At 68.6% G+C, this 13819-nt stretch carries 14 protein-coding genes; all 14 read right to left on the bottom strand.

Translation table 11 applies throughout. The features are described 5' to 3' along the window. Positions 1–2: 2 nt before the first annotated feature. The 14 genes from ACFOJE_RS21010 to ACFOJE_RS20945 all read right to left on the bottom strand — a co-directional run bounded on the left by ACFOJE_RS21010 (position 3) and on the right by ACFOJE_RS20945 (position 13728). On the bottom strand, positions 3–1616 hold the full coding sequence (locus ACFOJE_RS21010) for a hypothetical protein (protein ID WP_377816940.1): 1614 nt from the start codon (positions 1614–1616) through the stop codon (positions 3–5). Positions 1617–1681: 65 nt separating this feature from the next. Beyond that, positions 1682–2143: a hypothetical protein gene (locus tag ACFOJE_RS21005; RefSeq protein ID WP_377816939.1), complete on the bottom strand. Its 462-nt coding sequence runs from the start codon at positions 2141–2143 to the stop codon at positions 1682–1684. Positions 2144–2155: 12 nt separating this feature from the next. After that, a complete protein-coding gene (locus tag ACFOJE_RS21000; RefSeq protein ID WP_377816938.1) occupies positions 2156–2746 on the bottom strand; it encodes a hypothetical protein in 591 nt (196 codons plus the stop codon). A 9-nt stretch (positions 2747–2755) separates the two neighbouring features. After that, complete coding sequence (locus tag ACFOJE_RS20995; RefSeq protein WP_377816936.1) at positions 2756–4609, bottom strand: hypothetical protein; 1854 nt, start codon at positions 4607–4609, stop codon at positions 2756–2758. Position 4610: 1 nt separating this feature from the next. After that, positions 4611–5582 carry a hypothetical protein gene (locus tag ACFOJE_RS20990; RefSeq protein WP_377816935.1) on the bottom strand — a complete coding sequence of 324 codons (972 nt, stop codon included), beginning with the start codon at positions 5580–5582 and terminating at the stop codon, positions 4611–4613. Next, the gene (locus ACFOJE_RS20985; protein ID WP_377816934.1) at positions 5582–7456 is read right to left on the bottom strand and encodes a hypothetical protein; all 1875 of its coding nucleotides are present in this window, start codon (positions 7454–7456) and stop codon (positions 5582–5584) included. Before ACFOJE_RS20985 ends, ACFOJE_RS20990 begins: the two co-directional genes overlap by 1 nt. A gap of 10 nt (positions 7457–7466) precedes the next feature. Beyond that, a complete protein-coding gene (locus ACFOJE_RS20980) occupies positions 7467–7913 on the bottom strand; it encodes a hypothetical protein (protein WP_377816932.1) in 447 nt (148 codons plus the stop codon). Between the two features lie 9 nt (positions 7914–7922). Further along, positions 7923–8435, bottom strand: a complete 513-nt coding sequence (locus ACFOJE_RS20975; protein ID WP_377816931.1) for a hypothetical protein — start codon at positions 8433–8435, stop codon at positions 7923–7925. After that, positions 8432–9667: a hypothetical protein gene (locus ACFOJE_RS20970; RefSeq protein ID WP_377816930.1), complete on the bottom strand. Its 1236-nt coding sequence runs from the start codon at positions 9665–9667 to the stop codon at positions 8432–8434. Before ACFOJE_RS20970 ends, ACFOJE_RS20975 begins: the two co-directional genes overlap by 4 nt. Before the next feature lie 83 nt (positions 9668–9750). Next, positions 9751–10419 (bottom strand): phage adaptor protein, encoded by a 669-nt coding sequence (locus ACFOJE_RS20965; protein WP_377816929.1) that lies wholly within the window; start codon positions 10417–10419, stop codon positions 9751–9753. Positions 10420–10421: 2 nt separating this feature from the next. Further along, positions 10422–10844 (bottom strand): hypothetical protein, encoded by a 423-nt coding sequence (locus ACFOJE_RS20960; RefSeq protein ID WP_377816927.1) that lies wholly within the window; start codon positions 10842–10844, stop codon positions 10422–10424. A gap of 49 nt (positions 10845–10893) precedes the next feature. After that, positions 10894–11373 (bottom strand): hypothetical protein, encoded by a 480-nt coding sequence (locus ACFOJE_RS20955; protein ID WP_377816926.1) that lies wholly within the window; start codon positions 11371–11373, stop codon positions 10894–10896. 55 nt (positions 11374–11428) lie between these two features. Next, positions 11429–12721, bottom strand: a complete 1293-nt coding sequence (locus tag ACFOJE_RS20950; RefSeq protein ID WP_377816924.1) for a phage capsid family protein — start codon at positions 12719–12721, stop codon at positions 11429–11431. Between the two features lie 29 nt (positions 12722–12750). Beyond that, on the bottom strand, positions 12751–13728 hold the full coding sequence (locus tag ACFOJE_RS20945; RefSeq protein ID WP_377816923.1) for a hypothetical protein: 978 nt from the start codon (positions 13726–13728) through the stop codon (positions 12751–12753). Between the last annotated feature and the right edge of the window lie 91 nt (positions 13729–13819).

The raw sequence follows: 13819 nt of genomic DNA, 5'->3' as shown, positions 1-13819 counted from the left end.
GCTCAGTTCTCCAGGCCACGGCTGTAGGCTTGTTGCAGTCGTTTCTCCACCTCGGCCCGCTTCGAGGGGTCGGCGGCGACGATGCGGCGCGCTTGCGCCAGGTCGGCTTGCATCTGCGGGTTGGTCAGTCCGAGGCCCTGGCCGACGACTTGCCCGGTGGTCACGTCCACCGCGGCCTTGCCGGTGATCGGGGCGCCGGTCGCGTCCTGGCCCAGCACCACGTCCTGCAGGACGTAGCGGTCCTTGGCTGGGGTGGTGAGGGCCGCATAGTTGCGTTCGAGCTGGGTGCGCTCGTTGGCGGGCAGGCTCGGGTCGGCCAGCCGGGTTCGAATGGCCTGGACCTGCTGCTGTTGATCCAGCGTCAGCTGGTTGTTCTGGATTTCCTGCTGCGTCTTCTGGCGATCGAGGGCGCCGGTCTGCTCGGCGTTGACCACCTCGCGCTGCCGCAGCCCCAGCTCCGCCTGCGTGTTGGCGTTGTTCTGGTTCAGCTCGCGGGCCTTGAGGCGGTTCTCCGCGATCGCCTGGTCGGTACCGTCGCGGCGACGGCGGCGGGCCTCCAGCTCCTGCCCGAACAGGGAGCCGCGGGTGTTGTCGCCGACCACGGTGAAGTTGCCGGTATCCCCCAGCCCGCCGCGGCTGGCATCCACCATCCGCTGCCGCTCGGCATTGGCGCGGTCGACGCGCTCGATCGCCTGCTGGGCGTCGCCCGCCTGGCCCACGCTCAAGCCACCGATGCCGTCGCCCAGGTTGCCGTCCACCAGCCGCGTGCCGGCGGCGCCGGCCACGTCGCCCTGCGCGTTGCTGAACTCCATCACGCCCTGGCTATTGCGCCGACCGACGATGCCGCCGATACCGGTCTGCTGGAAGCCGTTGCCCTGGGCAGCCGGGGCGCTGGCCTGCTCGGCCCCGCCGGTATCCATCGAAGGCGTGCCGGTGACGGAGGCCGGGCGCGACGGCGCCTGCGGCTGGGCCTGTGGCTGGCTGCCGCCTTGTGCCCCCTGCTCTGCCCCAGCACCCGCCGACTGGGCGCCCAGGGCGGACAACAGGCCGCGGCCAATCTGCTGCCCACCGGCCGCGATCGGCTGCCAGCCCTCGCGCAGGGTCTGCATGGCCGAGTTGTGGAAGCCGCTGGTACCGCCGGGGAGGGTGTTGGGGTCGCCGCCGGCCAGGCGGGTGATACCGTTGCGGGCGGTGTCCAGTACCGGTGCGGCCACGGCGCCCAGCCCGCCTACCGCGAGCTTGCCCAGCCCGCTGGCGACATTCAGGCCGGAGTCGATGACCTGCTGGGCGGTACCGGGCTGGCCACCCGACTGCACCGGCAGGGGCGTGCCGCTGATCTCCTGCCGCACGCGATCCGGGGGCATCTGGTCATAGTTGCCGGCATCCGCCGCGCCCGGCGGGTTGCTGTAGTCGGGCAGGTGCGAGATGCGCAGTCCGCCAACGGAGACGGTCCCCGGTCCGCCATTGGCGACCGAGGCCAGCGTGGGAGTGGGTGCATTGGATGTGGCGGGTACTCTCGGCGCAGCTGCAGAGCGTGGGGTGAGGCCAAGGCCGGTGGGCTGGGCCGCGCGCTGGGCGCGGCGTTTCTCTTCGAGGGAGTTCGGATCGGTAGCCATGGGGCGCTCCTGTCACGGAAGCGCCCGAACCTATGTGACTGCCGACGATCGGCAAGCCGTTGGGGTCAGACTATTTCGGCGGTGTTCGTGAAGTTCGTCCAGAACGCCGGCAGCGGCGGCGCCACCTGAAACACGGCCTCCAGCAGCGACGGTTCCTCGCCCAGGGCCTCGGTCAGTAGCGCAGTCACGTCCACCTTGTCCCCCTCGGCCGGACTGGCGATCAACAGGGAGTGGCGATCGCCGCCCCATATCGCCAGGGTGTACCAGTTCAGGTCGACCGAGTAGCTCGCCGTGGCATCCCGAAAGACCAGGCCGTAGGCGTCGCCGGCATCCAGCGTATAGGGCGAGCCGATGCCGTACCAGTTGCGCCCGTTGATGACGGCCGCCGCCAGCCCGGCGTCGGCTGCCAGGGTGTCGATGGAGGCCACTGGCAGCTGGCCCCAATAGTTCATGTAGTCCCCCGGTACCGGATCGACCTCGCCGACCTTGCGCCAGAGCCCATCAATTTCGCGGTTCAGCTGTGCCATGTTGCGGCCTCCTTACAGTGCACGGGTATCGATGTATTCCATGGCGACCAGGCGCTCGCCCTCGCCGGTCGTCACCAGCGCGCAGGTATCGCCGAACGCGGCATTGCCTCCGGCTGCTGGCGTGGAGACGCGCGTCGAGCCGTCCGCGCTCAGGGTGATGACCGCCGGGTCGGGGTAGACGATCCCGGTGGACGCATCGACCCGCCGCAGGGCGACCAAGGCGCCGTCCGGGGTGGCCACGATGGCGCTCTTGGCGATTCGGTAGGGGGTCGAGCCGACCAGGCCTGCCAGCTCGACGACATCCGTAGCCGACACCTCCAGCAGGCGCGTGCGGTAGTAGGTGGTCCCGTTGAGGGCCACGCCCGACAGCGTCACGATCCGCGCCACGTTGCCATTCGCGCCGACCAGCTGCGAAACCCGAAGCGTCGTCTCGGCGCCGGCATGCTGCGCCAGCAGGCCGTCCACGTCGGCCCCGAGCGAGGCGTCGAGCTGTGCCCCGGCGATCGCCGACTTCGCCAGGACTTCCCGGGTCGCAGGGTCCATCCGCACCAGCACCTTGCCCGTGCTGATGGTTGCCAGCAAAAAGAGATACGGCTTATCCATGAACGATCCTCATAGGCCGCTGCAGATGCTGATATCCCGCAGCGGGTTGCCAAGGTAGAAGGCCGGCCCCGTCGCGCCGGCCATCACGGTTTGCCAGGTCCGCCCGCCGTCTCGGCTGAGCTTGTACTGGCTGGTGGGCTCCCCGTAGTAGGAGAAAACCCAGGCCATCAGCACCGCGGGGCTGCTCTCGGCTTCCGGCTGGACCACGGTGAAACACACGCCGGTGTTGTTGTGCTCAAGCAAGGTGCCGATCAGCCCGCGGCTTTCCACGAATGACAGGTCACTGGCGCGCAGGACGACCAACTGCCAGTCGATCTCGGCGAAACGGGTACCGGCCTGGCTGCGCGGCGCCGCGACGACACCGATCAGGCCGTTGCCCAGGTACTGCGCGACGCAGTGCTGGGGGGCGTTGGGGTAGCCCAGGTTGTCCTTGTGCCCCCAGGGGCTGTAGGCCCACGACAGGCGCGGCCAGAAGGGCGCGTAGCCGGCCGCCCCCAGCCCGCTCGTCAGTTGGTCGCCGGTCGTGCTGAAGAACACCAGCTGAATCGTGTCCGGCTGGATGATGGCGCCCGCTTCCCCGGCGGCGCCGCTGGCGGTGAACTGCACGCTGGCCAGGGCGGTGACCGTCTCTTCGCCGTCCTGGGCGGGGCGTCGGTACTCCAGGCGGTTGAGCGACAGGATGAAGGGCAACGAGGCGGCGCCGGTCAGGATGTAGCCGCCGTAGCCCGTCAGGGTCTGCTGGTAGGTGGCGCTGGCCTTGGCGATGGTGGTGACGCTGTACTGGCCGGTCTGCCGGTTGATACGGACCAGCTGCGTGCCCATGGTGTCGGTGTAGGTGTACGCGCCGACCTTTTCCCGCCGCGCCGAGCTGACCACGACGACGATATTCACGTCATCGTCGGACATGCCCACATCGGCGACCCGATGATCCAGCCAGAGCGAACCATCCAGCGGATCGGGGACCGGCCGCAGATCCGGGTTCGGGTTCTGCGAGGCAGGCACGAAGATGCCCCAGCGCGGCAGCAGCCAGCGGTTCAGTACGTCCCCCTCGCCCTCGGGAACGGCATGCCGGGCCCGGAACAGCCCCACCAGCCAGCCGTGCTCCAGCACGTCCCAGCCCTTCTCGGCACTCTTCTGCTTGTCGTAGCGGGAGTAGGACGCGGCGATCACCACCTCCTCGTACTCCAGCCCATCACTGTCGTCGGTGACGATCCGCGGCGCGCTGGTCGCCTGGGAGTTGCTGACGTGCGGGCGGAAGGTGAACAAGGCGTCCCCGGCCCACTGCTGGAAAAAGGCGTCGGTGAACAGGTAGTTCATCTGCGCATCGAGGCGCGGTGTGGGCAGCTTGTTGATCGGCGTGCGGCCGTTGACCGCCCGGGCGCACACCATGTAGCTGGTGTTCTCGTCGACCGTCTGCCGGTCCTTTGAGCGCTCGGTGGACATGACATAGCCGCTGTTCCAATTCGTCTGCCCGCTGCCAGACGCATAGGGCGTCGGGATATCCCCGGTCGAGGCGAAACCGCTGGCAGTGGCGATCAGCACGTTCTCGTCGGTGATGCTCAGCACCTCGGGCGGCGCGGGCGGCTCCAGGGTCGGCAGCAGGTCGCCGCGGGTCAGGTGGCGGGCCAGGTGGGGAAAGGCGTTGGTCTCGCCCCAGCGATCGCAGAACAGCCAGGCGGCCGGCGGATCGATCGCTGTCACCCGGACCACATCGCCCTTGGCCACGGCGCGCAGGATGAAGCCGTCGTGAAGCTCGTTCATCACGCCGCCGCCCCGGCGCACCAACTTCTCGCCCAGCCGGCGGGCCTGTTGGCGCAGTTTCGCCGCGGCGCCACTGGTCGGCCGGTAGATGATCTTGGCCACGCTACAGGGTCTCGATTTCCGCGGTGAGGGTGCCGGCCGAGGCCGCCGCCTGGGACGCGACATCGCCGAAGGCGCGGGCGGCGTTGGCCAGCGCCGCCGCCTTGCCCGAGGCATCGCTGTTCTTGCGGTTGGTGATCCGGTTGCGATCGACCTCCAGATCCGTCTGCACGTCCGCCTGCTTGGCCTTGAGCCCCAGCTCCTCGAACGCCACCTCGACGTTGTAGTAGGAGGACAGCGCCGAATACAGCGACGACAGGGCCTGCGCCTTGAGCCGGGCGCGCTCCAGATCCTGATCCGGCAGGGCGATCCACTGGCGGTAGAAGTCGGCCAGCGCCTGCAGGATGCCCAGCTTGTAGGTCAGGGCCTGCTGTTCGGCGAATTTCAGGATTTCCAGCTTGATCTCGGCGTCCTTGATCGCCTGCTCGCGGTTCACGTCGAGAATGGCCGTGTCGGCCCGCTCGGCGGCCTCGCCCAGGGCCGCGACCATGGCCCCCGGCGGCAGGGTGAAGCCGCGGCCGGTGAAGGCCGCCTCCAGCTGCCGCTGCTCGGTGGCCATCGTGCGATAGGCGCGATCGCGCGCCCGGTGCCAGACCAGCTCGAACACGGTGGCATCCTGGCCGAACGGCTTGACGCCGGAAATCACGCCGCACAGCCAGTCCTCGGGCAGCTCGCGCAGGCACTTGTCCATGGAGGGAAAGAACTTGTCCATCCAGGCCGCGGCATCGGCGTTGAGCTTCTCCAGGCGCGTATCGGTGGTATCGCCCAGGTCCAGTACATCCGACAGCTTCGGCGGCGTGCCGAGGCTCGGCTTGCTGACCGAGTAGGTGAAGTCCGGCTCGCGCAGGTAGGCAAAGTCGTTGGTCGGCTCGATCAGGTTCCAGATCATCGACCGGGTGTTGTCGACCTGCAGCATGGCCGAGTTGGCCAGCTTCTGCAGGAAGTCGGTCGAGGCGTTGTAGTTGCTCGTCGTCATTACCGCATTCCCCTTCTCGCCGCCACGGCGACGATGTGCTCAATGGTGTCCAGCTCGAACTCGGTGGCGTCGGTGACTTCCAGGGTGAGGTTCCAGCGCCGGGCAGCGACGCCCCGGGCCGGCGCGGCGCGCATCATTGGCCCGCGCGCCACCGCCCGGTAACTGCGATCGACGCCATCGGCGCGCAGCGTGACGATCACCTCGCCATCGGTGGTCAGGCCCAGGAAAACCTCCTGCACCGTCTTGGCCTGCACGGCGCCGTAGTCGGTCGCCCCGAAGTCCAGGGTCACGGCGATCGGGCTGCCGTCGTCGTCCCCCGGGCGCATGCGGTACAGGCCATCCGGGCGGCAGGCGTACAGCGTGTTGTCGGCCAGCGCGAAGGCGTCGAAGTCGAAACCGCTGTAGGTGGTCAGGGCGCCGGTCAGGACGTTGACGGCGTACTGCACGGACGCGGCGGTACCGGCATCGGCCGTCCCGCCCAGCAGCAGGACGGACTGGATCACGGCCGACAGCGCCCGGTAGGCGCTGACCTCGCTACTGATCGCCAGCGCCTCGAACAGGGCGCCGTCGATCACCACGCCCAGGGTGAAACCGCTGCTCAGGCCCAGCTGCTCGGCCAGCACGGCGCTCTGCCGGCAGCTGGCCACCCACAGGTCGGCGACCACGAGGAAGTTGTCGCGCGCGTTGCCGTAGTCGGTGGGGGCGAAGGTGAGGCCTGCGCCGGTCAGCGCCGGCAGGGTGCCGCGGGCCTCCGCGTAGGCATGATCGGTGCCAAGGCCTTGCAGCGGCGGCAGCGCCGCCTCGATGCGCCCCACCGAACCCGTCAGCCCGCGGAGCAGCCCCGACAGGGGCGGCAGGATGCCGACCACGGTAGCGCGGGAAACCTGCGGGAATCCGCCGTTCAGGGCGCCCGCCAGCGCCGGCAGCGTGCCCCGCACTTCGCTGTAGGCATGGTCTGCCGCGTGGCCGCCGAGCGCCGGCAGGCTCCCCTCGATCCGCCCTATCCCGCCGCCGATCCCCGACGCCAGCCCGCCGAGCGGCGGCAGCCGGCCCCCGCCGAAGGCATAGGACGCGCGATCGGTCAGCAGGCCGACCAGCGGCGGCAAGGTGGCGCGGATTTCCCCGCTCTGCACCAGGGCGGCGACCAGCTGCGGGTTATCGACGTAATCGCCCGAGGCGTAGATGGTCGCATCGAGGTACGGCGCGCCCTGGGAGACAACGGCGCTGGTATAGGCCCAGCCATCGTAGAGATAGGTCACGTGGCCGAGGGAACGGCTGATAGCCAGACGCTTGCCGGCACTGTGCGGGGTCGGGGCGGTGGCCACCACCACCCCGGATTCCATGACGGCGACCACGCCCTGGTGGACGTAGAAGGCGTGGCTCGGCTCGGCCGGCGAGGTGGACTCGTCGGCGTCCACCAGGCCGACCACGACGCCGATCGCCGCCGGGCCCACCTCGAACGTGAAGGCCCCGTCGCCAAACAGGGGCTTGATGCTGCGCGCGCCGCCGTTCCAGCCGTCGATGGCCGTGTAGGTGAGCTTCGCCGGCTCGGCCGGTATCGCCGCGACCGCCGGGTAGCAGACGCGCCGGGTGATCGGCAGCAGCTCGTCGTTGCCGCTCTCGGTGTTCAGCATCACCCCGGCAAAGCCGCCGCTCGCCAGGTCGCTGAGCGCATCGCGTACCTGGCCGGGGCTGACACTGCCGAAGCCCGTAGTCACGCCGTTCCCGTCCACCAGGCCCGCGTCGTACCCCGACAGGCCCGACGTGGACTGATAGCCGACGACCGTGGTGACGCAGTACGCCGGGCTGCCCGGCTGATAGGGCGAACTCGGCGTGTACTGAGCCTGGGCCAGCTTCTTCAAGCGGTTCGCCATGGGCGGCTCCTTACTGCAGCGGCTGGGTCAGCGCCACGTACTCGACCTTCTGGATGGCATCCTTGGCCAGCGCCACGCTGTTCAGGTTCAGGAACTTGCCGGCGACCCCCACATCGCCCTGCAGGCGCACGTCGGTGGTGCTGGCGGCGCCCGTGTCGGTCGGCTTGGCGAAGCGGCAGAACGTCGCCGTGCCCGCCGCCGCCACGGTGCCCTGCCAGACCTGGGTTGCGTCCTTCTCCAGGGTGCCGCCCACGGCATTGGCGGCGAACGCCAGGCCGGAGCCATCACCGTTGCCGCTGATGTCGCAGAGCAGCACGGCATCGCCCGGCAGCGCGGCGTCGGCGCTGGCCGGCTCGGTACCGGCGTAGATGAAGAGGTGCAGGCCGGTAAGCGCAGTCTTGAGGCTTCCGGAAGAAAGCAGGGCATTGGCCAGCCCGGTGCTGATTTTGAGGGACATGGTGGCTCCTTACAGGCTGGTGGGGATCAGGGTCAGGCCGGCGGCCAGGGTGAAGGGCTCGCCGGCATCGATGTCTTTCGGGCTGGCGAAGCGGGCGATCGACAGCAGCCGGCCGCCAGAACCGCCCTTGGTGGACGTGCTGACGATGAAGGCGCCGTAGATCCGCTTGGCCTGGTTGAAGGTGAACGTCGCCTTGTTGCCGAGGCTGTCGATTACCGCCTTGCCGTCGTAGGAATGGGTCCAGGCCGGCCGGGTCGCCTCGTCGTAGGCGGTGCACTCGGTCAGGAGGTTGGGCAGGTCGGCGGCCTTGAAGGCGGCATCGGGCACGGTGTTGCTCTCGAACAGGCCGACATACCAGTTGCCGATCGCCGCCTCGCTGCCGCGCAGCAGGCCGGCCACGAAGTCGATGGCCTCCTGGGGCAGCAGGTTGTGATCCTCGGCGCGCTCGATGCGGCCGTCGTGCCGCCGGATCTCGGTGGTGTAGGTGAAGCCGGTGCCAAGCAGGCTGGGTCCATGGGTCATGGGCGAACTACCTCCCCAATGAAAAAGTCCGTCGCGGCCAGCTGGTTGGCGCCCTGCGGCCCGCGGGTGGTGGTGACGATCAACTGATTGCCGTTGTGCTCGATAACCCCGGCGGCGCCCTGCGCGGTCAGGTCGGGGGCGTAGTGCTGGCGGTTGACCAGCTGCAGGCCGCCGCTGCCGTCGCCGACGCTCACGGCCTGGCCGTAGCGGGTCATCCAGGCGCAGCGCTCGTCGGGCAGGATCACGGCAGAGCCCCGCAGCGCCGGGAAGTTGAGGATTTCGCGCTGGCTGGGGGTGTCCCCGGCCACATCGCTCAGGCTGTAGCTCACGTCGCTGCTGACATAGAGCGTCGTCTGATCGCTCATCAGCTCCCCGACCTCGGCCGGGAACTGGAGGAAACCGCGCAGGGGGTCGAGCAGATGCGGGCGCATGGGCGCGGTCAGCCAGACGACGCGGCCCTGGGCGATCGCCAGTTGGGAGCCGTGGGCGCAGATCACGCTGCCGATCACCGGGGCCCGCAGGCGCGCAGTGGTCAGGGTGCGGGTGTCGTCGCGCAGGCTGGTGACGCGCAGCGGCATCGCGGCGCTGCCCTGCCCCTGCCCCTGCCCCTGCCCCTGCAGGTAGAGGGTCTGGCTATTCGGGTAGCCCAGGTAGAGATTCACCCGGCCGCCCTCCGGCGGCGCCGGCAGCTCCACGTCCAGGGCGCCGCCCTCGGGGACCGTCACCAGCAGCGGCGTATCGGTCCCGCCCTCGCGGCCGTCCGCGTCGCTGAAGGTCACGGCCAGGCGGTAGATACCCGCCCGCAGCGCGCCGCCGGTCGTGACGGCCGGCAACGGCTGGGCCAGCACGTCCGGCACGCCCCAGGCCCGCACGCGGCGGCCGTCATACTCGAGGCTTTCATTGGCGGTCTGGAAATACAGGGTGTTGTTCAACACCGCGCCGATGAACTGGCCGGCGCCGGCAATGGTGCGTAGCACGCGCACGCCTTGGGTCTGCGGGTCGAACTCGATCAGCTCAGGGCCATCGGCGATCAACAGCTTGTCGCCCAGGGCCAGGACGCCGCGCACGGCGTTACCGGCATAGACCTGCTCGTAGCCGGAGCGCAGATGCAACTCGCCGCCGGGGGTGGCATCGATGTTCACGGCCCGGCGGACGAAGCCCTTGGGTACGCGATCGGCCGGAGTCAGGTTATCGACTCCGCCGGTCCACTGGTTTTGGATGAGGGGACGCATGGATCACCCGTTGGGAAGTGGTAACGGGTGCCGAACCTATGTGACTGCCGGCGCGACGCAAGCCGCTATATCCACGCCGGCAGCTATACCCACGCCGTGTTGTGGTGCTCCACGTCCTCGCGGGTGATGCGGCGCAGGTCGCTGTCGGGACGCGGGCCGAAGTAGCGCTCGAAGGACTGGGCAGCCACCTGCGCGCGGGTCAGGTCCAGGGTTTCCGCGGTGGGCATGCTGAACGCCCGGAATAGCGCCCAATCGATCAGATGCCGGTGGTGGGCATCGTTAATCTCCGGCCTGGCCGAACCGCTGGCCGCCAGCGAGCCGAGCGGCAGGCGGTAGCCCTCCAGCAGCAGGGTGCCCGCGGCCGTTGGGGTGGGAACCAGGCGCAGCGAGGTGTCATCCTGCACGACGTACTCGACGCGCCCGCTGTGATCGCGCCAATCCGGCAGGTGCGCGTCCAGATACTCGGTGGACACCAGGCGCACCGGCCGGCGCCGGGCCTCGCCCGCCTCCTTGATGCCCAGGTGGTCCAGCTCGTACAGCATCGGATGCAGCGGATAGACCCGCTGCCCGGGCGCGATGGCGATTTCGCAGAGGGCCGGGTCGTCCGCCACATGCAGCAGCCGGCCCCGGATGCAGGCCTCCGCCTCGGCCTCCTCCAGCCAGTTGGCCACCCAGGGCGTGCGCCACAGGTAGGGGTCGATCAGATCCTGCGTCTGCACCCGGAACTCTTGGATCAGCTCGTCACGGGTCATCGTCAGACCAGTCCGAAGCGATCAATCAGGGAAATCACCTGGCCGCGCAGGTTCTCGACGTTGTAGCGCATGTCCAGATCCTGCTGGTAGTTGATCTTGGCGAACTGGCCCAGGGCCTCCTTATCCATCTGGCTGACGCGATCGAACATATCCTGCAGGCTGTTCTGATCCTCGGTGCGCTGGGCCTCATCCTTGGCGGCTTGCTCCAGCAGCTCGGCGGTATCGTCGGTGCTGGCTTTCTTCTTGCCCCGCTCGGCGGCCTCGGTGGCGGCCTCGAACACATCGGCATGGCGCAGGAACTTGCGCGCCAGCTCGGCCGGCACCAGGCGGCACTGGCCGGGCTCGAACGTCAGGCCCGAGCGGTAAAGGCGGTCCTTGAACGGCTTGCGGCCGGTGTACTTCACTGCTTGCGGTGGTTTCTGCATGGTCACTCCCGGTAGGCAAAGGGAAGGGCCGAAGCCCTCCCCCTATTCATCAGCGCGGGCCGATCAGCTCGCCCTGGATCAGCACGTCGATCTGCGATGCCTTGGCGTTGCTGGCGCCGGCAAGGGTCAGAATCAGACGGGCCGGCTTGGGCAGCAGGACCGGCGGCTTGGCGGTGGCCACGCGCAGACGGCCGGCCATGTTCAGCACCAGGCCGGCACCGAAGTAGCCGGCATCCTGCGGCACCTCAGCGCTGTCCGCGCCATCCTCGTAGACGAAGCCGAGTGAGCCGGTCACCGCGGCGGTCATCGCCGTGGAGACGATCACCTGGCAGTCATCCAGGCTGAATCCCGCGGGCAGCGGCCCCAGGTCCACCACATCGCCCTCGGCCAGGGCGGCGGACGAGTCGGCGCCGATCGCCCCGCCGGCCGCGCCGGTCTTGAGCAGGTAGCGCAAGGTGGTGGTGTTGCCGTAGGGAACCGTGGTGCCGAACTGTCGGGCACGGAATTGATTAAGCGTCACTTGGGCCATGATGGGCTCCTATGTGGGTTCAACAGAGGCGGGCCGGATCACCCGGCCCGGCCCATCAGTTGCGCGCACCGATGATCGGCACGGCGGTGTCGATCACCGTGGCGCCGTAGTCGGTGATCTGCGTGCTGCCGCCGTGGTCGATTTCGAAGCGGATCTTCGAAACGCCACGGATCAGCCCCAGCAGCAGCTCCACCTTGTCGCCGTGGTCGAGTTCCTTCTCGCTCCAGAAGAACGGGATCTGCGTCTTATCGCTGGCCGCCCAGGCCTCGGCGATCGCCTGGCCGCCCAGGAGGATGGCGCGGTCGATGGCGAAGGAGGTTCCGAAGGAATCCGGCACCTTGCAGCTCGATTCGGCCTCGGAGCTGTAGGAGTCGCAGTATTGGATGGTGTCGCCGGCATAGAAGCGGATCGGCTTGGGCATCTTGACGATGAGGATGCCGTTCCACAGACCGGCCTCGCCCAGGAACAGCGGGTGCCCGCCGGCCTGCTGGGCGCGCGCCAGGGAGCTGGCCTGCAGCTGACGGAAGCTCGGATCGGTGGCGAAACCACTGTACTGAGCCGGCGATACCAGCAGCACGCGCAGCGGGCTGTCGGTGGCGGCCTTGTCGCCCTCGAAGATGACCGGCGGCGGCGGCAGAGCGATCTGCTCCATGTAGGTGCGGATGCCGTCCACCGTGTCCATGCGCAGCAGGTCGGTGGTATCCAGCGACACCGCGCCGGCATTGACGGAGAACGGAACGATGCCGTGGGTGCCGTCCGCCATGAAATGGCGGTTCTTCGACGGGGCGCGCACCGGGTTGACCATGATTTCCGCGAATTCCGGGTCGTCGCTGGTGGGCACGACCCATTCGATGTTGTCTTGGAAACCCCGGGCGCCGGCCATGTGGACCAGCAGGGATTGGTCGACGTACTTGTCGGCAAGGCCCTGCGCGACCGGACGGCCCAGGCGGCGGAAGTCGGCCGGGCTGCGGATCGAGGTCATCACGTTGCCCAGGTCGAGCGGGAAGCGCGCCTGGTTGACGCGCAGCTTGTCCTCGGACAGCTTCATGCCGACGCCGCGGCCTTCCGCCCGGTTGCTGCCCATGATCGGCTTGCCGCCGACCGGGTTCAGCAGGTGGAACGTCACCTCATCGCCCCGGCCCTTGGACAGGTCCTGGCATTTGACGATCGGCATGTGCTGGGTGGACTGCTTGCGCAGGGTAGCCTCGGCGCCCGCCGTGCCCTTGGGCATCGGGCCACTGAGGCGGCTCAGGGTGGTGTTGCGCTGGTTGTGCGTGGCGAACAGGCCCACGGCCTGCTGCACCATGGCGACCTTATCGCCATACGCCATGTTGGTAGATCCGCTCATCTACAGCTCCTAATCAGTCGGGAATGGGCTCACAAGCTCCGGTTGAGGAATTCCTCGATCTGAGCCGGGGTCATGTTCGCCATTGCGTCTGCCATGTCCGGGGCGCTCAATTTGGCGAGCGCTTCATCACGCGAGGCCGGCCCGGCCGTGCCGCCCGGGATATCCGAGAGGCTGCCCGGTACCGGCGCGCGCGCCTTGGCCATGGCTTGCTTGGCGGCTTCCTTCGCTGCTGCGTCGTCGGCCGCCGGTTGAGTCTTTCCAGCCGTTCCCTTGAACTGATCGAGCAGCTCGATCACCTCGTCCGCGCTGCCTTTCTGCAGAACGGCCTCGATCCCGGCCTGGGCAAAGCTCGGTTGAGCCTTGATCCAGTTCGCCAGCTCCTGGCTTTCGGCGATGGAGTCGGCGTCCGGGTGCTTCTCGTAGATCGCCCGGAAGTGCGCCTCGGTGGCGGCGGCCTGCTGCCGTTGCAGATCGGCCTCCTGCTGCTGTTGCAGTGGGGCCAGGGCCGCTTTCACCTTCTCGTCCACCAGGGCTTGCACCCGTTGATCCACCAGGGACTGCACCCCCTTGGCGATCGCCTCTTCGGAGAAGTCCCCGAACAGGTCAGGGTCTGCACCCTGGTCGATCGCCTGCTCGGCGATGGCAAGGTTCTGGTCAGCCTGGGTCGGGGCCTGGCCGGCATCGGCGCGCTGCTGGGCCTGGGCCTTCATGGCGTCCAGTTCCTGCAGTGCCGCTTGGGCCTTGTCCCGCCATTGCTTCTCCCCTTCCCGCGCCTCGATGAGCTTTTCGTAGGGAATCGTATGCTTGCCGTCCTTCGCCAGGATCACGGCGCTGGCCGGGTCCGTGGCTGCAGGCGGCTGCCCCGCTGGGTCAGTGGAGGGGTTCTCGGTGGTCGGCGCAGCACCTGGGGTCTGAGCCTCGGGAGCAGGGGTAGCGCTGGGCGCGCTGCCAGTGTCCGGGGTACCGCCTGCGGCGGCTCCGGTATCGCCCAATTCGGTCAGCTCCAAGAGCTGGGCCGCCTGTTCTGGAGTCAGGTTTCCATCCGGTGCGTGCTGCTGGAAAAACTCTGCTGTGGTTGTCATACCTATCCCGCCACAT

Source organism: Azotobacter bryophylli (genome assembly GCF_042643485.1).
In the GTDB taxonomy this organism is placed as follows: domain Bacteria; phylum Pseudomonadota; class Gammaproteobacteria; order Pseudomonadales; family Pseudomonadaceae; genus Azotobacter; species Azotobacter bryophylli.
The sequence above is the reverse complement of the archived record's forward strand: the minus strand, read 5'-3'. Positions and strand labels throughout refer to the sequence as shown.

Bases quoted from the DNA above. Each gene is read 5' to 3' on its own strand.
- ACFOJE_RS21010 (WP_377816940.1), bottom strand. From the start codon at position 1,616: ATGGCTACCGATCCGAACTCCCTCGAAGAGAAACGCCGCGCCCAGCGC.
- ACFOJE_RS21005 (WP_377816939.1), bottom strand. From the start codon at position 2,143: ATGGCACAGCTGAACCGCGAAATTGATGGGCTCTGGCGCAAGGTCGGC.
- ACFOJE_RS21000 (WP_377816938.1), bottom strand. From the start codon at position 2,746: ATGGATAAGCCGTATCTCTTTTTGCTGGCAACCATCAGCACGGGCAAG.
- ACFOJE_RS20990 (WP_377816935.1), bottom strand. From the start codon at position 5,582: ATGACGACGAGCAACTACAACGCCTCGACCGACTTCCTGCAGAAGCTG.
- ACFOJE_RS20985 (WP_377816934.1), bottom strand. From the start codon at position 7,456: ATGGCGAACCGCTTGAAGAAGCTGGCCCAGGCTCAGTACACGCCGAGT.
- ACFOJE_RS20980 (WP_377816932.1), bottom strand. From the start codon at position 7,913: ATGTCCCTCAAAATCAGCACCGGGCTGGCCAATGCCCTGCTTTCTTCC.
- ACFOJE_RS20975 (WP_377816931.1), bottom strand. From the start codon at position 8,435: ATGACCCATGGACCCAGCCTGCTTGGCACCGGCTTCACCTACACCACC.
- ACFOJE_RS20970 (WP_377816930.1), bottom strand. From the start codon at position 9,667: ATGCGTCCCCTCATCCAAAACCAGTGGACCGGCGGAGTCGATAACCTG.
- ACFOJE_RS20965 (WP_377816929.1), bottom strand. From the start codon at position 10,419: ATGACCCGTGACGAGCTGATCCAAGAGTTCCGGGTGCAGACGCAGGAT.
- ACFOJE_RS20960 (WP_377816927.1), bottom strand. From the start codon at position 10,844: ATGCAGAAACCACCGCAAGCAGTGAAGTACACCGGCCGCAAGCCGTTC.
- ACFOJE_RS20955 (WP_377816926.1), bottom strand. From the start codon at position 11,373: ATGGCCCAAGTGACGCTTAATCAATTCCGTGCCCGACAGTTCGGCACC.
- ACFOJE_RS20950 (WP_377816924.1), bottom strand. From the start codon at position 12,721: ATGAGCGGATCTACCAACATGGCGTATGGCGATAAGGTCGCCATGGTG.